Origin of the sequence: Vagococcus humatus, from assembly GCF_003950325.1 — a bacterium.
Lineage (GTDB): Bacteria > Bacillota > Bacilli > Lactobacillales > Vagococcaceae > Vagococcus_C > Vagococcus_C humatus.
The window spans coordinates 781,198-802,728 of record NZ_PXZH01000001.1; the positions used below are offsets into that span (position 1 = coordinate 781,198).

Annotated in this window: 18 protein-coding genes and 1 other annotated feature (1 of these 19 only partly in view); of the genes, 3 read left to right on the forward strand and 15 right to left on the reverse strand. The window is 35.2% G+C overall.

Going from position 1 to position 21,531, the window contains the following annotated elements; all coding sequences use genetic code 11:
* Positions 1 to 67 precede the first annotated feature (67 nt).
* The 6 genes from C7P63_RS03795 to C7P63_RS03820 form a co-directional block, all read right to left on the reverse strand.
* Positions 68 to 1,237, reverse strand: a complete 1,170-nt coding sequence (locus C7P63_RS03795; RefSeq protein WP_125942822.1) for a nucleotidyltransferase — start codon at positions 1,235 to 1,237, stop codon at positions 68 to 70.
* Between the two features lie 102 nt (positions 1,238 to 1,339).
* Complete coding sequence (trxB, locus tag C7P63_RS03800; RefSeq protein ID WP_125942823.1) at positions 1,340 to 2,257, reverse strand: thioredoxin-disulfide reductase; 918 nt, start codon at positions 2,255 to 2,257, stop codon at positions 1,340 to 1,342.
* Between the two features lie 138 nt (positions 2,258 to 2,395).
* Positions 2,396 to 4,186 carry an ABC transporter ATP-binding protein gene (locus C7P63_RS03805; RefSeq protein ID WP_125942824.1) on the reverse strand — a complete coding sequence of 597 codons (1,791 nt, stop codon included), beginning with the start codon at positions 4,184 to 4,186 and terminating at the stop codon, positions 2,396 to 2,398.
* The gene (locus C7P63_RS03810) at positions 4,173 to 5,939 is read right to left on the reverse strand and encodes an ABC transporter ATP-binding protein (protein WP_125942825.1); all 1,767 of its coding nucleotides are present in this window, start codon (positions 5,937 to 5,939) and stop codon (positions 4,173 to 4,175) included. Before C7P63_RS03810 ends, C7P63_RS03805 begins: the two co-directional genes overlap by 14 nt.
* 99 nt (positions 5,940 to 6,038) lie before the next feature.
* Positions 6,039 to 6,275: a YneF family protein gene (locus C7P63_RS03815; RefSeq protein WP_125942826.1), complete on the reverse strand. Its 237-nt coding sequence runs from the start codon at positions 6,273 to 6,275 to the stop codon at positions 6,039 to 6,041.
* Positions 6,276 to 6,400: 125 nt separating this feature from the next.
* Positions 6,401 to 7,288, reverse strand: a complete 888-nt coding sequence (locus C7P63_RS03820) for a deoxyribonuclease IV (protein ID WP_125942827.1) — start codon at positions 7,286 to 7,288, stop codon at positions 6,401 to 6,403.
* A gap of 234 nt (positions 7,289 to 7,522) precedes the next feature.
* Between C7P63_RS03820 and C7P63_RS03825 the strand changes: the two genes are divergently transcribed.
* On the forward strand, positions 7,523 to 9,904 hold the full coding sequence (locus tag C7P63_RS03825; protein WP_424580137.1) for a transglycosylase domain-containing protein: 2,382 nt from the start codon (positions 7,523 to 7,525) through the stop codon (positions 9,902 to 9,904).
* Positions 9,905 to 9,986: 82 nt separating this feature from the next.
* On the opposite strand, the gene ccpA is transcribed toward C7P63_RS03825, so the two are convergent.
* Positions 9,987 to 10,991, reverse strand: coding sequence for a catabolite control protein A (gene ccpA, locus C7P63_RS03830; protein WP_125943070.1), 1,005 nt, complete (start codon positions 10,989 to 10,991; stop codon positions 9,987 to 9,989).
* A gap of 241 nt (positions 10,992 to 11,232) precedes the next feature.
* Between ccpA and C7P63_RS03835 the strand changes: the two genes are divergently transcribed.
* Positions 11,233 to 12,336 carry an aminopeptidase P family protein gene (locus C7P63_RS03835; protein WP_125942829.1) on the forward strand — a complete coding sequence of 368 codons (1,104 nt, stop codon included), beginning with the start codon at positions 11,233 to 11,235 and terminating at the stop codon, positions 12,334 to 12,336.
* Between the two features lie 64 nt (positions 12,337 to 12,400).
* Here C7P63_RS03835 and C7P63_RS03840 read toward each other — a convergent pair whose 3' ends face one another.
* Entirely contained in the window at positions 12,401 to 12,949 is a 549-nt protein-coding gene (locus C7P63_RS03840) for a YtxH domain-containing protein (RefSeq protein ID WP_125942830.1), read from the reverse strand.
* Between the two features lie 13 nt (positions 12,950 to 12,962).
* Entirely contained in the window at positions 12,963 to 13,409 is a 447-nt protein-coding gene (locus C7P63_RS03845) for a DUF948 domain-containing protein (RefSeq protein ID WP_125943071.1), read from the reverse strand.
* Between the two features lie 173 nt (positions 13,410 to 13,582).
* On the opposite strand from C7P63_RS03845, the gene C7P63_RS03850 reads away from it, so the two are divergent.
* Complete coding sequence (locus tag C7P63_RS03850) at positions 13,583 to 14,506, forward strand: mechanosensitive ion channel family protein (RefSeq protein ID WP_125942831.1); 924 nt, start codon at positions 13,583 to 13,585, stop codon at positions 14,504 to 14,506.
* An 85-nt stretch (positions 14,507 to 14,591) separates the two neighbouring features.
* Here the strand turns inward: C7P63_RS03850 and cbpB are convergent, their stop codons facing one another.
* From cbpB to pheS, 6 genes are all read right to left on the reverse strand, one after another.
* Entirely contained in the window at positions 14,592 to 15,089 is a 498-nt protein-coding gene (cbpB, locus tag C7P63_RS03855) for a cyclic-di-AMP-binding protein CbpB (protein ID WP_125942832.1), read from the reverse strand.
* Positions 15,090 to 15,123: 34 nt separating this feature from the next.
* Positions 15,124 to 15,645, reverse strand: coding sequence for a metallophosphoesterase (locus tag C7P63_RS03860; RefSeq protein ID WP_125942833.1), 522 nt, complete (start codon positions 15,643 to 15,645; stop codon positions 15,124 to 15,126).
* 17 nt (positions 15,646 to 15,662) lie between these two features.
* A complete protein-coding gene (rph, locus tag C7P63_RS03865) occupies positions 15,663 to 17,003 on the reverse strand; it encodes a ribonuclease PH (RefSeq protein ID WP_125942834.1) in 1,341 nt (446 codons plus the stop codon).
* Positions 17,003 to 17,833 (reverse strand): glutamate racemase, encoded by an 831-nt coding sequence (gene racE / locus C7P63_RS03870; protein ID WP_125942835.1) that lies wholly within the window; start codon positions 17,831 to 17,833, stop codon positions 17,003 to 17,005. The genes rph and racE overlap by 1 nt, the downstream gene beginning before the upstream one ends.
* 128 nt (positions 17,834 to 17,961) lie before the next feature.
* Complete coding sequence (gene pheT, locus C7P63_RS03875; RefSeq protein WP_125942836.1) at positions 17,962 to 20,379, reverse strand: phenylalanine--tRNA ligase subunit beta; 2,418 nt, start codon at positions 20,377 to 20,379, stop codon at positions 17,962 to 17,964.
* A complete protein-coding gene (gene pheS / locus C7P63_RS03880) occupies positions 20,380 to 21,432 on the reverse strand; it encodes a phenylalanine--tRNA ligase subunit alpha (RefSeq protein WP_125942837.1) in 1,053 nt (350 codons plus the stop codon).
* Between the two features lie 74 nt (positions 21,433 to 21,506).
* Positions 21,507 to 21,531, reverse strand: a binding site (T-box leader) (it continues 192 nt past the right edge of the window).

Here is a 21,531-nt window from a genome sequence, read left to right on the forward strand (position 1 = left end):
TCAATACTTTCTCATTATAGAAAGAAACTAGCTATTTGTTAAGTCTTTTTTTTATATTCTATCAATTTTATAAGATAATAGGCTTTCTATAATAGTCCTGTTCGGCTATTTGACTGCTTCCTTGTTGATAAACAAGTCCTGCTTTAATATCTTTCATTAAAAGCTGTTCCGTTTGTTTAGACACATTAGTTACTAGTTTTAACCCACAATTTTTTTTCTTTTCTTTTATAAATTGTTGTCCTACAGAGTTAAACCCTAAAATACGTATATAGTCCGAATCTAAGTGTGATGCCAAGTCATTTTTTTTCATTTGTAATAAGACATACACACATAAACGTTGAATCCTTGTCCAAGTAAACCGTTTAGTTTTAACTAATTCAACAAATTCTTGAAAACTATCAGCTTCTTTAGCTTTTTCTTTCAAACGGTATTCTATGCCTTCTACCATCTGATAAATATGTTGTAGCTCTTCAACCGGTTGAACTAATAGTTGGTACTTTAATAAAGGCCAATAATGCTGCCAACTCATTAAAGGAGCATTCTGTAAGCTTTGCCAAGTGTTGTCTGGTACTCTGCCTTTAATTCCTTCCCAATTTTTCTGATAACAAGCTTGTCTAATGGCTGTACCACTGGCAAAATCAGGGTGATCTAGCTGCTCTCCATGATGATGACTATCTTTTCTAGCAATAGGGACAATCTTCATTGGGTGTTCATAGAAACAATTCGCTCTTGTGTAACTCATACCCAAAATATGATTAGGAGAAGAAAAATCTAAGGACAGCTCAGGAAATAATTCTCGGTAAACTTCAGTCATTTGCACAGGATAACTCATCCCGTTATTTTTTATTTTTTGAAAAGCTTCAGCAATTTCTGTTTGATGACTCCTTTCAAACTCCCCAAACTTTTGGTAATCAGTAAATTGTTGACTATCTGTGCCAAAACACAAAGCCTCTACTTCTAAAGCTTGTAACAACTTAACCCCACCTGTTGCAAAATAGTCCGCCGATTGAACAGCATGGTGGACAGGTAATTCCACTACTATATCCGCTCCAGATTCTAAAGCTAAACGACTTCTCCTCCATTTATCCAAAATGGCAGGCTCTCCTCGTTGTACAAAATTACCACTCATTACTACCACTACTACCTCAGCTTGCGTTAACTCCCTTGCCTGAGCTAAGTGATAAGCATGCCCATTATGAAAAGGATTATATTCCACAATCACACCACAACTTTTCATTTAAGCGACTTCCTCCGTTCCACATTTTCACTCCACTTTACTCAAAAAAAAATAGGGAGATTTCTCTCCCTATAGCTTAGCATAGATTTTTTTCTTCGTCTGTTAATCTGTTAAAGTTTCAATATATTTAAAGACTTCTTGACCTGCAATACTGCCGTCTCCAACAGCTGTGGTTATTTGCCGTAAAACAGTCTCCCGAACATCTCCAATGGCATAAATACCAGGTATACTAGTTTCCATTTTTTCATTAGTTGGAATCCAACCTTGTTCATTAGTAATGCCTAGAGTTTTAAATGGTTCTGTTAATGGATCTAGCCCTACATAAATAAAGACTCCGTCAACAGCTAATTCTGAAAGTTCCCCTGTTTGTGTATCTTTTAAGACTACTTTGGTTACCTTCATATCATCCCCAGCAATTTCTTCAACTGTTTTATTCCAGACTAAATCAATTTTTTCATTTTTAAAGGCTCTGTCTTGTAAAACTTTTTGAGCACGTAATTGATCACGGCGGTGAACAATGGTTACTTTAGAAGCCATTTGAGTTAAGTAGCTTCCTTCTTCAACAGCAGAGTCCCCTCCTCCAATAACTGCTAAATGTTTGTTACGGAAAAAGGCGCCATCACAAACTGCACAATAAGAAACACCACGGCCACTATAATCTTCTTCACCTGGAACACCTAATTGTCTGTGGTCACAACCTGAAGCAATAATAACTGCTTTTGTTTCATATTGTTTATCATCTGTTAGGACAACTTTATAATCACCGTGATCTTCAATTCCAGTCACGTTACCATAAGCATGAGTCGCCCCAAAATTAGTAGAATCTTCATAAATTTTACGAGCTAAATCAGGACCTGTGACAATCCCAGCACCTGGATAGTTTTCAACATCTGCTGTGTTATTCATTTGTCCACCAGGAATTCCTCGTTCTAACACTAATACATCTAAATCGGCACGGGAAGCATATAAAGCGGCAGTCATTCCGCCAGGGCCTGCACCGATGACAATTACATCATGCATATTTGACATCTCCTCTTCACTCATTTCTAAATATACTTTACCTTTTCTGTTTTTCTTTGTCTATTGTTATGCTTACAAAAAATCATCTCTCTAAACATCAAGACAAAATAGAAAGTATTCCTTAATTAACAGATTAAATTAAGAGTCTTGTTGACTTTTTTGCAGTTGATACATGTTATAATACAAACCTTTTTGAGCCAATAGCTCATCGTGATTGCCTCGTTCAACAATTCGGCCTCGTTCTAACACTAAAATTAAATTAGCATCTCGAATGGTAGACAGTCTATGAGCAATCGCAATAGTAGTCCGACCTTTTCTCATTTTAGCTAGTCCTTCTTGAATGAGACTTTCCGTTTCAGTATCAATACTAGCAGTAGCTTCATCTAACACTAATATTTTAGGATCTGTCACAATTGTTCTGGCAAAAGAAATTAATTGCCTTTGTCCACTAGAATAACTTGATCCTCTTTCGATCACTTTAGCATGATAACCACCAGGTAAGGTTTGAATAAATTCATCAGCCTGAACAAATTCTGCTGCTTTTTGAATCTCTTCATCGGTAATGTCAGTATTTAACATACGAATGTTCCCTGCGATATCTCCGTAAAACATAAAAGCGTCTTGTAAAACAAGTCCCATTTTATCTCGCAATTCTTCCATAGGATATTCCCGAATATCTCGACCATCTATCAAAATCTCTCCGGTAGAAAATTCATAGAAACGCATCAATACATTAATAATCGAACTTTTACCGCTACCAGTATGTCCCACTAAGGCAACCGTTTCTCCAGGATTTGCTACAAAACTAATATCTTTTAACACCTCGTGCTCACCGTCATAGGAAAAAGAAACCTGTTTAAATTCAATCTTCCCTTCAGTGATTGTTGCGTTAGCTTGTTCCTTTTGTCTAGGAGTCAATTCTTGATTATCTAAAATTTTAATAATACGACTACCTGCTACCATCCCATCTTGAAACACACTAAGAGAGTCCATCATGCGAATCATCGGCTGAAACATTGTCCGAACATAGGAAATAAATAAATAAACCATCCCCACTTCAACTGGCCGACTTAATGACCTTTTTCCAAAGTAACCTAAAGCAAAAGAGATACCAATTGCCACTAACAAGTTAATAATCGGGGCAAGGAGTAAGGAATTAGTTCTAATCATAGCAAAACGAGTCCGTAAATAAGCCTCATTTGTATCATCAAAATCTTGTTCTAAGCGTTCTTCCTGCCTAAATTGTTGAATAATCGACATACCTGAAATAGATTCATTTAATTTAGTATTTAATTGACTTAATTTTTCTCGCATTTGTCGGTAAACTTTTGAACTGAATTTTTGATAATACCAAATAATTAGCAATAACACTGGTAAAAACCATAGGAAAAAAACAGCTAAAGAGGGATTTACTCGAAACATAGCAACTAAAGAAGCACTTAAACTAAAAATAGCGGTTAACATGGTCAAAAAGACGTTCCAAAATTCGAACAATGATTCTGTGTCATTAGTTACTCGTGATACAATAGAGCCTGCTGGCGTTTGATCAAAATAGCGCATGCCTAATGTATGCAATTTTTCAAATAATGCGACCCTCACATGCTGCAACGTATTAACTGAGGCTTTTGAAAACAAAAATCCTTGCCAAAACCAAACAAAAGCTTTCATTACTGTGGCAGCTAAATAAATCAAAACAAAAAAGAAGATGATTTGATTAGTAGCAGATAAATGAGTTAAGTACTTATCCATATAAGTTTGGAGTATTTTAGGTAATAAAATATTAATCACTGACAAGAATAATGTACAAACAATCGCTAATAAAAATTGCCAAGCATAAGGTCTAGCGTAATGAAGTAATCTTTTGACTATTTCTTTTTGTTCTCTTAAAGGAATGGAGCGTGCCCAAGCTGATTGTTTATCCTCTTTCATTTGACACCCCTCCTTCAATTTTAGCTTCTAACTGTTGTTCATTAAACATTTTATTATACCAACCAGCTTGTTTTAACAGCTGGTCATGATTCCCTCTTTCAGAGATTCGTCCTTCATCTATCACTATAATTTCATTTGCATGCATCACACTACTTAACCGGTGAGCAGTAATAATCGTCGTTTGATTTTGTCTTTCTTGTTTTAAGTTAGATAATATTTTTTCTTCTGTTTTAGCATCTACTGCCGATAAAGCATCATCTAAAATTAACAATTCTGGTTCTAATAACAACGCTCTAGCAATTGAAATTCTTTGTTTTTGTCCCCCAGATAAAGATACACCTCGTTCTCCCACCATTGTGTCGTATCCTTCTGGCATAGCTAAAATATCCTCATGAATAGCTGTTAACTTAGCCACTTTTTCCACTTGTGCTTCCGTGGCTTTAGGACTTGCAAACCGGATATTATCTCGAATACTCATTGAAAAAAGAAAATGATCTTGAGGAACGTACCCAATACTAGCCAATAAACTATCTAGAGCATAATCTTTAATATTATGCTGGCCGAATTGAATCTCTCCAGTATATTGATCATACTCTCTTAACAAGAGTTTCAGTAAGGTAGTTTTACCTGCCCCAGTTTTACCTACTATTCCTAAAGTATTTCCTTTAGGTAAAGAAAAATGAACCTGTTGTAAAGCTAGATGATTTTGGCTATTAGGATAACTAAAGCTAGCGATATCGTAAGAAATATCTCCTTTAACAGGTTGAGCTAAACTTCCAGTTTTTTCAACAATCTTAGAACGTTCTCCGAGTAACTCACTTACTCGGTCATAACTAGCATTTCCTCTTTGGAGCACATTAAACAAACGGCCAATCGCAAACATTGGCCAAACTAACATCGAAATATAATCAATAAACGTAATCAACTGACCAATCGTAATGCTGCCTTCCATAATAAACTTTCCACCAAATATAATAGTCAATACGTAGGATACTCCGATAATCAGTGTAATAGCTGGATCAAGTAAGGCATCTAAAAAGTTCACTCGGTTAATTTTAACAATTGCCTGATCTACTTCTCCTTGAAAACTAGCTAAATCTTCTTTTTCTTGTCCAAAAGTTTTAATGACTTTTATCCCTGTAATACTTTCTTGTGTCTTGTCATTAATTTTAGAAAAAGATTCTTGAGATTCTCTAAAAGCATCATGCAAACTTTCTCCTAACTTTTGAGAAGTAATCGCTAGTAAAGGTAAAGGTAACAAGGCAATTAATGTTAAACGCCAATCTACAAATAATATCATCGCAACAATTACTGCTCCACCATTTACTAAAGAATCAGCAAAAGTTAAAATACCTGCTCCTGCTACATTTTGAATGGCATTTAAGTCATTAGTAGCATGAGCCATTAAGTCACCTGTCCGATATTTTTGAAAAAAAGTGGTATCCATTTGGGTAAAATGATGAAATAAACGCTGTCTTAAAGTTTTTTCAAGCCGAGCTGCTCCTCCCCAAATATTGGTTCGCCAAATATAACGTAAGGCGTATTGTGTCAGGGCAACAGATAAAATTAAACCAATCCACATCATTAGTCTTTCTTTCGTTAATACTTGGTTTTTAATGTCATCTACTACACGACCAATCACATAGGGTGTAATAATTTGTAGCATAGAAACCACGACTAAACTGGTAATTCCAATCAAATAAGTTTTACGTTCTTTTTTAAAAAACCACTTTAGTTTTAGAAATATATCCAATTTTAAATCCCTCCTTTTTTTAAGTTGATAAAATAAAAAACGGGCGAGACCACTCTCTACCCGTTTTGAGACTTCATTCTGGAACAGCCTTAATAAACGTTACTTTTTCTTGGCATTTTTTCCTGCTTGACTTTTCATGTTTTGCATCATTTGACGCAATTTTTTTTCAGAAGGTTTTTGTCCCATTTGTAACATCATCATTCTTAACATATCCTCATTAACGGGAGGATTTTTTTGTAAATAGTCTTCCATATATTTTCTTGCAAGGAAAAATCCGCCAGCACCGCCGACTAATAAGCTAATAATGGCAATTAACACTACCCAACCTGTACTCATCTAATCTCACCGCTCCTTTCTTGTAAACATCTGCTTTCAAAACTTAATTGTACTAAAAAAAACAAGAATTGGAAACCCAAAAAGCAAAAAAGCTGTTAGCTTATTGTTTTTATGAGTAAAAAAAGTTATTGAGCGGCAATTTTTGTTAAAATATCTGGATCAAACTGTTGTTGTTTAAACATCTCAATCTCAAAACCATAAGGTGGTTTAGCTGTTTTTCTATCTTCACCAACATAAGGTGTTTCTAATATTTTAGGTAAGTCCTTTAATGCTTCATGATGAACAACTCGGTTAAGTGCTTCAAAACCTATATGACCAAAACCAATGTTAGCGTGACGATCTTTATGAGCTCCCTGTTCATTTTTAGAATCATTTACATGGATAACTTTTAACCGGTCTAAGCCGATCACTTTATCAAACTCTGTTAACACTTGGTCAAAATCTGACACATTATACCCAGCATCATGAATATGACAAGTATCTAATGTAACGGATAATTTATCTTGTAACTTAACCCCTTGAATGATTTGGGCAAGTTCTTCAAAAGTTCTGCCTACTTCTGTTCCTTTACCCGCCATGGTTTCTAAAGCAATTTGCGGAATTTGTTCCTCAGTAAGAGCTTCGTTTAAGCCTTTAATAATTTGTTCAATAGCCAGGTCTGCTCCTTCTCCTACATGAGCCCCTGGATGCATTGTAATTTGGGTAGCTCCTAAAGCTTCTGCTCTAGCAATCTCTTGTTTTAAAAATTCTACACCAAAAGCAAAATTTTCAGGCTTTTTAACATTGCCTAAATTAATAATATAAGGGGCATGCACCACTAAATGAGACAATTGATGTTCCTTCATAAATAGTTGGCCCTCTGGTATTTTCATTTCACTAATATCTTTTCGCCGAGTATTTTGCGGAGCACCGGTATAAATCATCAAAGTACTAGCCTTGTAACTAGCGGCTTCTTCCGCTGCACCTAACAACATTTTTTTACCACTCATACTAACATGAGATCCTATTAACATGCATCTTCCTCCTATTCTATCTCTTAAATTGTATGATAGTTTTTACAACTACACAACCATCTTGCTTTAAGGGGGTGGTTTCTGTAGATAAACAGTGAATAACCTAGTCAGTCATTTATTTTTTTGATATAATATGACGGATATCACTATAGAAAGTCGAGGTGGACCTCTTTGGGTGAACAAGAGAGCTTTGCCACTCGTTTAAAAAAAGCTTTATCTCACTTACAAAAGCAATTGTTTTTTACTAAACTGGAAGATGAAAGCTCCTCTAATTTTTTTTATGTGAATGTGTTTTTTAGCGTTGTACGTTCACTTTTTCTGACTTTAATTGTTTTGCTTTTTTTAGGAGGCATGCTAGGTCTAGGAATTGGAACAGGCTATTTTGCCTACTTAGTGTCAGATACAGAAGTACCAACCAAACATGAATTAGAAGAACAAATTAACGATGTGGAACTTATTTCAAACTTTACCTATTCTAATCATGAAAAAATTGCAGACATCCGCTCTGATTTAATTAGAAGAAACATTCCTTCTAAAGATATTCAACCTTTAGTCAAACAAGCCTTAGTCTCAACTGAAGATGAATACTTTTATGAGCATAAAGGGATTGTTCCTAAAGCTATTTTACGAGCTTTGGTGTCAGATGTAACAGGTTTTGGTGGAAGTTCTGGTGGTTCTACTATTACCCAACAATTAGTGAAACAACAAGTGTTGACTAGTGAAACTACCTTTAAACGAAAAGCCAACGAATTACTTTTAGCACTCCGATTAGAAAAGTATTTTTCTAAAGATGAAATCATCACAGCCTACTTAAATGTTTCCCCTTTTGGTCGAAACAATAAAGGGCAAAACATCGCTGGAGTAGAAGAAGCAGCTAAAGGAATATTTGGTAAACAAGCGAAAGATTTGACTCCACCAGAAGCAGCCTTTATCGCTGGCTTACCTCAAAGTCCGATTAGCTATTCTCCCTATGAAAATACAGGAGAATTAAAAAAAGATTTGTCTTACGGCTTAAAACGGAAAGACCAAGTTCTATTTAATATGTACCGAAAAGAATATTTATCTAAAAAAGAATACGAAGCAGCAAAACAAGTGGATTTAACTCAGCATTTTCTTCCTAAAGAAGACTTAACAGGTGAACAAAATGGCTTTTTATACTATACCGTTCAAGATGAAGCAGTTAAAAAGTTAATGCCTACTTTTTATAAAAATGATGATTTATCTACGGAAGACATTGAAAAAAATCCAACCCTTTGGAAAAAATATTTCAAATTAGCGGAACGAGAACTAAGAAGAAATGGTTACACAGTAGAAACTACCATTGATCAGCATTTGTACAATCAATTGCAAATTTATACCCAAACTTATGGATACTTACTAGATGATGGTCGGGGAAAACCTGTTGAAACAGGAAGTATTTTAATGGAAAATCCAACAGGTAAAATTCTTGCTTTTGTGGGAGGTCGTAACTATACAGAAAACCAAAATAACCATGCCTTTCAAACAAGACGTTCTCCAGGTTCTACCATTAAACCGATTTTAGCTTATGGACCTGCATTAGACGTTGGGTTAATTGGATCTGAGTCCCAGTTATCTAATTTTCCTCGTAAATACCGAGATGGGAAAACCTTAACTAACTTTGGCGGACAATCAGGTAATAGCTTTAAATCAGCACGAGACGCTTTAAAAGTGTCAGATAATATTCCTGTTGTCAACCTTTATGATGAGTTACTCAATGTAACCGATCCTAAAAAGTATTTTGATAAAATGAATATTAAACTTGATGAGCATGAATTCAAATACGAATCCTTGCCTGTAGGTGGTACCGATTATGGTTTAACTGTTTATGAACAAACCAATGCCTATCAGACTTTGGCTAATCAAGGTAATTACTTAGAAGGTTATTTAATTAGTAAGATTACGGATAAAGACGGACAAGTTGTTTTTGAACAAAAAAATGAACCAGTGGAAGTTTATTCTAAAGCTGCTGCTAGTATTATGGCAGACATGATGCGAGATGTTTTACGTTCAGGAACAGGAACAGAAGCTAGAAACACACTGAATGCTCTTAATCCATACTTAGCTCAAGCAGATTGGGTAGGTAAAACAGGAACCTCTGAAGATTTTAAAGATTTTTGGTTTACAGCTTCTACGCCTACTGTTACTTTAAGCACTTGGATTGGGATTGATGACAATACTCCCATGTATGAATCATGGGGCAATAACAATATGAAATACTGGGCCTACTTAGCTTATGGTGCTTATGAAGTAAATCCTGATTTAATGGCCACTCATCAAAAATTTGAATTAGATGACAGTGTTATTCAAGCAAAAGTATCCGATTTTACTGGTCAAAAACTAGGGGATATGATGTATAAAGAACAACTGAAAAAAGTTCCTGGTAAAGAGATCACCTCCTACTATGCAACAGGAGGACCTGACAATTCTAGCTATCACTTTGGACTTGGTGGAACAGAAAAAGATTACGAAGAAGCTTGGAAAAAAGCTCCTAAACCTGTTCTTCCTAAAACGAAAGAAGATAAAACTGATAAGGAAGATCGAACAAAAAAAGAAACACCTAATACATCTAACAACTCTGACAATAAAAATACTTAACAAAAAAACACTAACTGGTTAACACCTTTAAACTTATGACTGAGTTTAAAAGATAATCACCTAGTTAGTGTTTTTGGTTTAATTAAGCTTTAGTTGAATCACGTTGAATAATAGTATGTGGTAAAACAACTGTTTTTTCATCAATTTCTTCTTTATTCATTAATTTGGTTAATAGACGCATTGAAACAGCACCTATATCATAAAGTGGTTGAGAAATAGATGTTAAACTTGGACGAGCAATTTCTGCTAGTAAAGAGTTATTACTTGTAATTAGCTCAAAATCTTCTGGAATCTTAATTCCTCGGTCTGTTAATCCATTGGTTAAACCAACAGCTAATTCATCATCTACTACGTAAGCTGCTGTTACACCACAATTTAAAATACGTTCAGCTAATTGTTCTCCTGATTTGTACTCATATTTTGTTTCAAAGACAAGACCTTCAGTGTATTTTAATTCATTTTCTTGTAACGCTTCTTTATAGCCAATTAAACGTTCTTTGCCGTTAATTGGATCTAACAATGAGCCACTTACAAAGGCAATGTTTTGATGTCCATGATCAGCTAATAGCTGAACGGCTTCTTTTGTTGCTGATTTGTAGTCAATGTTAACAGAACCTACTTGATCATCTGGATCAATGGAACTAGCTAAAACGACTGGTGTTTTAGAACGAGAAAATTCTCCACGTAATGCATCAGTAATATGCATTCCCATAAAGATAACTCCGTCTACTTGTTTAGCTAGTAAATTATTTAGCACTTGAATTTCTTTTTGGTCATCTCCATCAGAGTTAGCTAAAATAATGTTATATTTATACATAGTCGCTACATCATCAATTCCTCTTGCAAGAGATGAAAAGAAAATATTGCTCACGTCTGGGATAATTACACCAACCGTTGTAGTTTTCTTACTAGCTAATCCTCTTGCCACAGCATTAGGACGGTAATCTAAACGTTCAATCACTTCCAATACTTTCTTGCGGGTAGCTGGCTTCACATTTGGGTTACCATTAACAACACGTGAAACAGTTGCCATTGAAACTCCAGCTTCTCTCGCCACGTCATAAATGGTAATAGTTTGTCTTTCCATAAGTTTTTCCTCTTCTTTCATTATCGGTTTGAATTTATCATTTTCTGAAAAAATCATTTACATTTCCTCATAGATTAGATTAGCAAATTTCATTGACATATGCAAGCGTTTTTATTTCTTTTTTCATGAAAATTATCAGAAAGAGATTAAAATGTGTCATTCGAGAGAAATGTTTAGCCTTTTATTAAAAATATGTTAGAATTTAGATAACAAGGGACTTATACAGAAAGAAGGTTGTTTGATGAACAAACAAAAATTAGAAAATTTAAGAAACTGGATGGCAAAAAATAATATGGATGTGGCTTATGTTTCTGAACCGACACATGTAGCTTATTTTTCCGGCCATGTAAGTGACCCTCACGAACGGATATTAGCTTTATTTGTTCCTTTAGAAGCTGATCCATTTTTATTTACACCAGCACTTGAAGTAGAAGATGCTAAACATGCTGGTTTTTCTTATGATGTTGTAGGTTACCAAGATTCTGAAAATCCTTGGGCAATTATTGCAGATGAACTAAAAAAACGGGTATCTACTATTAAACACTTTGCTATTGAAAAAAACTCATTACCTGTTAGAAACTATGAAGCGTTAAAACACTCTTTTGACACTGCTTTATTTGATGGAGATTTAACACCTTGTATTGAAGAAATGCTTCTGATTAAATCTGAAACTGAAAAACAATTAATGATGGAAGCGGGAGATTGGGCTGACTTTGCCTTTGAAGTTGGATTCAATGCTATTAAAAATGGAGCAAAAGAATTTGATATCGTAGCAGAAATTGAATATCAACTAAAACGTAAAGGTGTTTCAAAAATGAGTTTTGATACCATCGTTTTAGCAGGCGCTAATGCAGCTAGCCCTCATGGAGTGCCATCTGACAATACAGTTAAACCTAACGAACTAGTTTTATTTGACTTAGGAGTTATTTGGAAAAACTACTGTAGTGATGCTTCTCGTACAATCAGCTACAAAGAACCAACTAAATTCCAAGAAAAAATTTATAACATTGTCTTAGAAGCTCAATTAGCTGCTCAACAAGCAGTCAAACCTGGTATTAAAGCAAGTGAATTAGATAAAATTGCAAGAGATGTGATTAGTTCTTATGGTTACGGAGAATACTTTAACCACCGCTTAGGTCACGGTATTGGAACAACTTGTCATGAGTTTCCATCTATTGTAGAAGGTAATGACATGATTATCCGCGAAGGTATGTGTTTCTCTATTGAACCTGGTATTTATATTCCTAACGAAGTAGGAGTTCGAATTGAAGATTGTGTATTTGTAACAAAAGATGGTTGTGTACCATTTACTAAAACACCAAAAGAATTAAAAATTATTGAATAATCACTGACGGATAAAAAAATATCCCCTTTAAGTTTAAAACTTAAAGGGGATATTTTTATTACTACTAATTATTTTCTTCTTCTGATTCAGCGATAGAAGTAAAATCTTCTTCTTTTAGCTCTTCTTCTTGTTCAGAATCAACTACTGTCTCTGTTTCATCTGATAGTTGAGGATCATCTACTTGTTTCAATTCGTCTTCTAGTTCCACTTTTTTAGCAATAGTCGCATCTTCTACTACTTCAGCTACGTCTAAAATAATATCTTCAGCTGCTTCTTGTTCCTCAGCCATTCGATCTAGCCAATCCTCTTCTATATCTAAGCTATCTTCTATTACCTCTTCACCAGCTTCAGTTGCTTCTCGTTTAACAGATGACCAAACGTCTTCAGAGTCTCCTTTAACTTTATCTAAAGTATCCCCTGCTTGTTGTTTTACCCGTTGAAACATTTCTGCGGCTTGCTCAGTTAATTCTTGTTCACTTAAATCTGTCCATTGTTGTTTTAAATCGTCTCGTAAATCTTTCCCTGATTTAGGTGCTAATAATAAAGCAGTTAGAGCTGCTGCTGTACCTCCAACTAGTGTTCCTAATAAAAATCCTGTTGATTTTTTACTCATTAGTCCATCTCCTTTATTTTTTATTCAACGTATTTAAAATAGTTTTACCAAATTTACTTATCACTGTTGCTTTGGCAGCATTACTACTAAAGGCTGTCACTTTTGAAGCCACATTTCTGCCAGATTCATTTAATTCTGAAACACTCTCGCCTACTTCTCCCACTGCTTCAAACAGCGGATGAATGGTTTCAGCTTTTTCATTAATATCATCTAATAAATCATTACTTTTCACTAATAAGTCTTCCACTTGATGCATCAATACCTCAACATCTTTTGACAGAATCTCAATGGTTTGACTTGTTTGACTCATCATACGAGTTGCTTCATCTACGGCTTGGTTAGTTTTATCTAAGGTCTTGCTCATTTTTGGAATAATCATCATCCCCGCAACTGCAACAACTACTACAAGCACGACAAAGGCTACAGCGGCAATTAAAGCAGCGACTTCTCCACCTGTCATAAACATATTCCTCTCTTCTTAAAAGACTTTAATTATAGTATTAGCATAACACCAATATTCTATTTTCTCAACGAATATTGCTAGCTATATCCTACTTATCCTGCTTTAAATTTATTTTTTTATCTCTGGTATTTTGTTATACTGGAATTAGTTTACCAAGAAAGGATGATTCTATGACTAGCAACTGGTTCATTGGGGTGGCAACTACAACGGATAGCAGTGATCTAGATCCTAACGCGATTGTAGAAGAAACCGCCAAAAAAATGAGCGCCTTTAGTCGTTACTGGCAAAGTATTAATTGGGATAACATTTTAAGCAGTTTAATTTCTAAAGGCATTTCATTAGCTATTTCTTTAGTTATTTTACTTATTATTAAAAAAGTAGGGACAACACTGATTGAAAAAGGGTTTAAAAAGTATCATAATAATCCTGCCTACAGTACCAATCGAATTGAAACTTTACAAAAGTTAACTCATAATACGTTTATTTATCTTCTTTATTTTATTTTAGCCTACACTCTTTTAACTATTGTTGGGGTACCAGTCAGCTCACTGATTGCTGGGGCTGGAATTGCCGGTATTGCTATTGGTCTTGGTGCTCAGGGTTTTATTAATGATCTATTAACTGGCTTTTTTATCATTTTAGAAAGACAAATGGATGTAGGAGATTATGTTCAAATTGAAAACTATGAAGGAACAGTCTTAGCTGTTGGCTTAAGAACCACCCAAATTAAAGGTCCAGATGGCACAGTCCATTTTATTCCCAATAGACAAATCTTGATTGTTAGCAATAAATCTCGCTCTGACATGCGAGCACTTATTCAAATCCATTTAAAACCTTCTGCTGATATTGAAAAAGTCAGTCAAATTATTCAAACGACTAATCAGGAACTATTGCCAAACTATCCAGAAATTACCACTTCTCCTGTTTTATTAGGCTTGTCAGATCTTGGAAATGGCCAAGTAGTTTTTAAAGTGATGATGTATACCTTAAACGGCGCACAGTTTAAAGTACAAGCAGACTTTCTAGCCGCTTATATGCAGGCTTTAACTGAAGCAGGTATTGACATACCTCAGCCGTTTTTACCTACTGCTTAATGTTTAAATAAAAAAGTCCATCCTGTTGAATTCACATAACATGAATTTAACAAGATGGACTTTTTACATAACTAGCTTATGATGGTTAGCCAAAATACTGACGGCTAATCTCTTTTAATTCTTTTTTTTCTACATCGTACTGGGATTCTAGAGAATGAGCCATATGATTAACAGCTTTTAAAATTTCCCTTCTGGTGACAATCCCTTCTAAATAATTATCTTGGTTAGTCACTGGAACAAAAGCAGAATCAACCATAAGATGAAGTAAATATTCAATATCATAGGGACGTTGAATGGTTTTAACCCCTGTTTCCATAAAATCTTTAACGTAGTAATCATTTAATTTGTCTGCATTAATAGAAGTCACATCAAACATGGCGTTCACAATATCAGACAACCCAATTAACCCAACAAATTGACCTTGTTTATTCAATACAGGAATTTTGGAATACCGAACATTAGCTAAGACTAAAAAGGCATGATTTAATGGATTGATATCCATCACATGTGCTACTTTTTCATCTGGTATTAAGAAATCTGCTTCATTTTCCAAAATCAATTGCTTCACTGAATTTCCAATCACTACAAACTTCCTCCTCTTTCCCCACATGTTACTTCTAGAATGCGTCTTTTTTGAAAGTAAACACTAAATCAGGAATTTTTCTTTGAGTCTCATCATAGTATTGTACCTGATAATCTTTTTCATTGCACTCAATAATTGCATAGGTTTTTATTAAATATTTTCCCCTTGGCAGTCGAATGCTTCCTGGATTCAAGATTAAACAGTTATCAACATACTCTGCAGCCAGCTGATGAGTGTGGCCAAACAAAATAATTGATGCTTGTTCTTCTTTAGCTGAATAAAACAACGGATTCAAGGTAGTTCTGACTTGATACAAATGGCCATGTGTTATAAAAACCCGTTCATCTTCACAAACTACCAATTGTTGATCTGGATAAGCTGAAGTATAGTCACAATTTCCTTTGACAACTGTAAAATGTTGCCAAACAGGATCGTTAGGATCTAATTCTGAGTCTCCGCAATGAAACATATGACTTACTTCGTCTTTATAAGTTGTCACTAAATTTTCTAAAACTTCCCGGTCGCCGTGACTATCACTTACCACTAATAATTTCATCAAATCCCTCTCTTTCTTTACAACCAGCTTTCTAAACTTCCTGCTAATTTTTCAATAGCTTTAGCTCGGTGACTGATTTGATTTTTTTCATGAGATGCTAACTCTGCCATAGATTTATCCAAAGAAGGGACGTAGAATAAAGGATCATAACCAAAACCATTATCTCCTCTTGGAATACTTAATATTCGACCTAAAACTTCACCTGACACAACTAAACTTTCTTTTCCAGGTGCAGCTAAAACTAAAGTACAGTGGAAACGAGCCGTTCTTTTTTCTTTTGGAACATCTGTTAACTCGTGTAATAATTTAGCATTATTAGCAGCATCACTTTTATCCTCCCCAGCAAACCGAGCTGAAAAAATACCAGGACGTCCTCCTAAAGCATCCACCATTAAACCTGAATCATCTGCCAATACTGGACAGTTTAAGGTGTTCGCAATAGTTTCCGCTTTTAAACGAGCATTTTCTTCAAAAGTATGACCTGTTTCTACTACATCAGGTATTTCAGGATAGTCTAACAAGGTTTTAATTTGGTAGCCTTGTTCAGCAAAAATTGCTTCAAATTCCTTAGCTTTTCCCTGATTTTTAGTCGCAATCACCATCACTTTTGTCTCCACTGGTTCTTTTTGACGGAGTTCATTGGTTAAACAGACTTTTTTTTGCAAGTCGATTAATTGGGCTACACCTGTTTCAGCTAAACCAAGCAACTGATTCAGTTCCTCTTTTGAAAAAGTGGCTTCTTCTCCTGTTCCTTGGACTTCAACAAACTGACCAGATTCTGTCATAACCACATTCATATCCACGTAAGCTGCATAATCTTCTTCATAGTCTAAGTCTAAAATCGCTTCTCTTGTAGGTAACAGTCCGACACTAATAGCTGCTAAATGTTCTTTGATTGGAGACTCTTTTAACTCTCCTGTTTCAATTAATTGTTTAATGGCTAATTTTAGTGCCACAAAAGCGCCTGTAATACTAGCGGTTCTAGTGCCTCCATCCGCTTGAATTACATCACAGTCTACTACAATGGAACGTTCTCCTAGTTTTTCTAAATCGACAACTGCTCGTAAAGAACGACCAATCAGACGTTGAATTTCCATAGTTCTGCCAGTAATTTTCCCTTTGGCTCTTTCTCTAATATTACGTGTTGCTGTAGCTCTTGGTAGCATGTTGTACTCTGCTGTAACCCAACCTGTACCTCCTCCTCTTAAAAAAGGGGGAACTTTTTCTTCCACTGTAGCTACACATAATACCTTTGTATCTCCAAACTCAATCCATACAGAGCCTTCACCGTATTTTAAAACATCTGTTTTTATTTGAATAGACCGTAATTGATTGGCCTGTCTTCCGTCATGTCTCATTAATTATCTTCCTCTATTTTAAAGTTTTTTAAATTAGCTTTTTGAATGTTCATCTCTGTTAGATTTAACCAATTTTCACTGATTTCTCTAAACATTTTAACTGAGCCTGTAGTGTAAAACTCATGCACCGGTTTACCTGAAACTGGCGGTGCTGCTAAATCAAAATAGTCTAGCAAGGTGCTTACATCTTTAACGGTTTCAGCACCAGAATCGATTAAAGTAACGTCACTTCCCATAAAATTTTGAATTAACGGACGTAGTAAAGGATAATGTGTACATCCTAAAACTAAGGTATCCACTTGTTGTTCCTTAATAGGTTTTAATGTTTCCGCAATCACTTTTTTAGCAACAGCTGAGCGGTATTGATTACTTTCTACAATTGGAACAAATTTAGGACAAGCTAAAGCGACTAACTCTGTTTGTGGAGATTTTTTTCGAATTGCTTCATGATAAGCTTCGCTTTTAATTGTTCCTTGCGTGCCGATAATCCCAATTTTTTGATTATCTGTCGCTTTAAGGGCAGCTCTTGATCCTGGCAAAATAACTCCGACAACTGGAATATCTAGTTTTCTTTTAATATCTTCTAAAGCAACAGCGGTTGCTGTATTACAAGCTATCACTAACATTTTTATCTGTTTATCTAATAAGAAGTTAGTCATTTCCCATGTAAACTTAATCACTTGCTCTTTAGGTCTTGGCCCATAAGGACATCTGGCAGTGTCTCCCAAATAAAAAACTCGTTCATTTGGAAGTTGTTTTAATGCTTCTTTCACAACAGTTAAGCCACCTACACCAGAGTCAATAAAACCAATAGCATCTGTCTGTGACATAATAACCTCACCTCTTATTTCTTTTCGTATCTCTTTCTATTTTCCCTTTTTTCCAAATAAGTTTCAAGTTTTTCGACAAAGCTTAATAAAAAAGAGAAAGAAGATCTCTTCTTTCTCTTTTTGACTTATTAGCGTACTTCCACATGAAAGGCTTCAACTAATCCTAGCTCTACTTGTTTCATCGCACTATTTACTTCTTCATCCGTTAATGTTGCTTCTTGGTTTTGGAAAGTCAATGAATAAGCCATTGATTTTTTGCCTAAACCTAATTTTTCTCCTTGGAACACGTCAAACAACTCAACTTGTTGTAAGAATTTACCACCTTGTTTTTGAATTACTTCAAGCAACTGTTGGTTGGTAACTTCAGAACTAACTAAAAGTGCAATATCTCGTTTCATAGCTGGGAATTTAGCAACTGCTTGGAAATCAATTCCTTGACGATTTTTATTAAACAGTCCCTCTAAATCTAATTCAGCTACATAAGTTTCAGGAATATTATAAGCTTTTCCAGTTAATGGGTGAACTTGACCAATTACCCCAATAACTTCCCCCTCTACTAGTAATTCTGCACTACGACCAGGATGTAGTTCTGGATAAGCTTGAGTCGGTTGGAAAACCACTTTATTATCTAAACCAATCGAGCTCATTAGATTTTCAAGAATCCCTTTTAACAAATAAAAATCAACGGCTGTTTTAGAAACTTGCCAGCTATTCTGTTGCCATAAACCTGTCATAGCTAAAGCAACATGTTTCATTTGTTTAGGTAAATCACTTTCTCCTTGGCTGATAAATATATTTCCCATTTCGTAGAAAGCCAAGTCAGTATTTTTTCTTGCCACATTATACTGAATATCTGTTAATAGACTAGTGATTAAATTTTGGCGTAATACTCGGTGATCTTCACTCATTGGACTTTGTAAGCTAACAAGTGGAGCGGCATTTTTTACAAAATGTAAAGCTTTTTCTTCAGTAGTTAACGCATAACTAATCGCTTCTGTTAACCCACTACCTTCTAACACTTGACGAATATTTCGTTCAAACTGTTGTTGGTTAGATAATCCACCTGACACATAAGTTCCTTTTGGCAAAGTAGAAGGCAAACGATCATAACCGTAAATACGAGCTACCTCTTCAATTAAATCTGCCTCAATTTGAATATCCCAACGTCTAGGTGGAATAGTTACTGTATAAGTTTCACCTGCTAAGGCTACTTCAAAACCTAAAGCAAGGAAAATTTCATGGATTTCTTCTTTTGTTAAGTTTGTGCCAAGTACTCGGTTAATCTTGTCTTGTGTAATCGTTACTACTTCATCTTTTCCTAAATCTTCTGTTGCAACGACTTCACCTGCTAAAACAGTGCCTTCGCCTAATTCTGCCATTAAACTTGCAGCAAAAGATAGAGCTTCTTCAACCGTTTGTAAATTGACTCCTTTTTCAAAGCGACTGCTTGACTCACTTCTTAAAGCAAAATCTTTAGCTGCTAATCGGGTGATAGCTGGGTCAAAAGTAGCTGCTTCAATTACTACAGTCTGAGTAGTTTCAGTAATTTCTGAATCTAAACCGCCCATAATCCCTGCTAGAGCTATTGGTTGTTCTCCGTTAGTAATAACAATATGATCAGAAGTTAGTGCTCTTTCCACACCGTCAAGGGTCACTAATTGTTCCCCTTCTTCTCCTCGTCTAACAACTACCTTTTGACTAGCCATTTTCTCATAATCAAAAGCATGTAAAGGTTGACCAAATAAAAGTAACACGTAATTCGTTACGTCCACAATGTTATTAACCGGCCGAATGCCTTCATTCATCAAAACATTTTGTAGCCATTGAGGGCTTTCTTTGACCTTAACATCTTTCACCATTCTCATTCGGTAATTAGTTACCTCTTCTGGGTTTAAGACTGTTACATCTAAATGGGAAGTAATATTGTCTTCTTTATCTTCTACTAATTTTCTTTCTCCAAAACAAACATCTTTTCGGTAAATCGCCGCCACTTCATGAGCTACTCCGCGAATGCTTAAAGCATCTGCTCGGTTAGGCGTGATGGAAATATCAATAATAGCGTCATCCATATCTAAGTAACTAAAAACAGGTGTGCCTGGAGTTGCATCTTCTGGCAAGAAATAAATGCCGTCTGCATAAGCTTTAGGAATAACATTTTCAGAGTAGCCTAGTTCTTCTAAAGAACAAACCATTCCTAAAGAAACTTCTCCACGCATTTTCCCTTTTTTGATTTTTTGATTGCCTGTAATACGAGAGTTAGGCATCGCCACAATTACTTTTTTATTTGCTTCAATATTCGGAGCTCCACAAACAATTTGATAAAGCTCTTCTTCTCCTACATCAATTTGACAAATAGATAAGTGATCACTATTAGGATGTGGAACACATTCCTTCACATCTCCTACCACAATTTTTTTTAATCCTTCTTGTGGTGTGTCTATCCCTTCAACTTCTAAACCAGTCCGAGATAATTTATCTGCCAACTCATCTGGGCTAATCCCGTTTAAATCAACATATTGACTTAACCATTTATATGAAACTAACATTTAGTTTAACTCCTTTATTTTGAATTGTTCTAAGAAACGACGGTCATTTTGATAAAAAGCACGAATATCATTTACACCATATCTTAACATTGCCATTCTATCTGGTCCTAAACCAAAAGCAAATCCGCTATATTTACTTGGATCAATGCCTGACATTTCTAAGACGTTTGGATGGACCATTCCTGCACCTAATACTTCAATCCAGCCAGACCCTTTACAAACATTACATCCTTCGCCCCCACATTTGAAGCAACTAATATCTACTTCTACTGAAGGTTCAGTGAAAGGGAAATAACTAGGGCGTAAACGTATATCTCTTTCTTCTCCAAATAATTGTTTTAACACCACTTCCAAAGTTCCTTTTAGATCAGCCATTGTAATATCTTCATCTACCACTAATCCTTCAATTTGATGGAACTGATGACTATGGGTAGCATCATCACTGTCTCGTCTAAAAACTTTTCCTGGACTAATCATGCGAAGTGGTCCTTTAGAAAAGTCATGGGTTTCCATTGTTCGAGCTTGCACTGGTGATGTATGAGTTCTTAATAATAACTGGTTACTAATATAAAACGTATCTTGCATATCTCTAGCAGGATGGTTAGGGGGAATATTCATTCTCTCAAAGTTGTAGTAATCTTGCTCCACTTCTGATCCTTCTACTATTTTATATCCCATATTTAAGAAAACTTCTTCTATTTCTTCCATAACTTGAGTTAAAATATGAGAAGTTCCTTCATGAATTTGTTTACCAGGTAATGTTACATCTATGGTTTCTTTTCTTAATGCTTCATTTAAAGCTAATTCTTCTAACTCTCTTTTTTTCTCTTCAATACTTTCAGTTAAATGATCTCTAATTTCATTGGCAAAACTTCCTACAACAGGTCTTTCTTCTGCAGAAAGATGTTTCATTCCTCTTAATACCTCTGTAATTGGACCTTTTTTACCTAAAGTTTCCACACGAATTTGATTTAATTCTTGAAGCGCTTCTGATTGTTCAATTTTTTGCAACGTTTCATCTCGTAATGCTTCTAGCTGCTTTTTCAATGACATAGTAGTTATTTCCTTTCTGTTCATCACAATAGTTCTTATTTATTAAATAAGCCACAAAAAAACCCGTTCCTAATGAAAGGAACGAGTCTTCGCGGTACC

Bases quoted from the DNA above. Each gene is read 5' to 3' on its own strand.
- C7P63_RS03795 (WP_125942822.1), bottom strand. From the start codon at position 1,237: ATGAAAAGTTGTGGTGTGATTGTGGAATATAATCCTTTTCATAATGGG.
- C7P63_RS03835 (WP_125942829.1), top strand. From the start codon at position 11,233: ATGAACAAACAAAAATTAGAAAATTTAAGAAACTGGATGGCAAAAAAT.
- C7P63_RS03805 (WP_125942824.1), bottom strand. From the start codon at position 4,186: ATGAAAGAGGATAAACAATCAGCTTGGGCACGCTCCATTCCTTTAAGA.
- C7P63_RS03820 (WP_125942827.1), bottom strand. From the start codon at position 7,288: ATGTTAATAGGATCTCATGTTAGTATGAGTGGTAAAAAAATGTTGTTA.
- racE (WP_125942835.1), bottom strand. From the start codon at position 17,833: ATGTCACAGACAGATGCTATTGGTTTTATTGACTCTGGTGTAGGTGGC.
- rph (WP_125942834.1), bottom strand. From the start codon at position 17,003: ATGAGACATGACGGAAGACAGGCCAATCAATTACGGTCTATTCAAATA.
- C7P63_RS03850 (WP_125942831.1), top strand. From the start codon at position 13,583: ATGACTAGCAACTGGTTCATTGGGGTGGCAACTACAACGGATAGCAGT.
- pheT (WP_125942836.1), bottom strand. From the start codon at position 20,379: ATGTTAGTTTCATATAAATGGTTAAGTCAATATGTTGATTTAAACGGG.
- ccpA (WP_125943070.1), bottom strand. From the start codon at position 10,991: ATGGAAAGACAAACTATTACCATTTATGACGTGGCGAGAGAAGCTGGA.
- C7P63_RS03840 (WP_125942830.1), bottom strand. From the start codon at position 12,949: ATGAGTAAAAAATCAACAGGATTTTTATTAGGAACACTAGTTGGAGGT.
- pheS (WP_125942837.1), bottom strand. From the start codon at position 21,432: ATGTCATTGAAAAAGCAGCTAGAAGCATTACGAGATGAAACGTTGCAA.
- C7P63_RS03815 (WP_125942826.1), bottom strand. From the start codon at position 6,275: ATGAGTACAGGTTGGGTAGTGTTAATTGCCATTATTAGCTTATTAGTC.
- trxB (WP_125942823.1), bottom strand. From the start codon at position 2,257: ATGCATGATGTAATTGTCATCGGTGCAGGCCCTGGCGGAATGACTGCC.
- C7P63_RS03845 (WP_125943071.1), bottom strand. From the start codon at position 13,409: ATGACAGGTGGAGAAGTCGCTGCTTTAATTGCCGCTGTAGCCTTTGTC.
- C7P63_RS03860 (WP_125942833.1), bottom strand. From the start codon at position 15,645: ATGAAATTATTAGTGGTAAGTGATAGTCACGGCGACCGGGAAGTTTTA.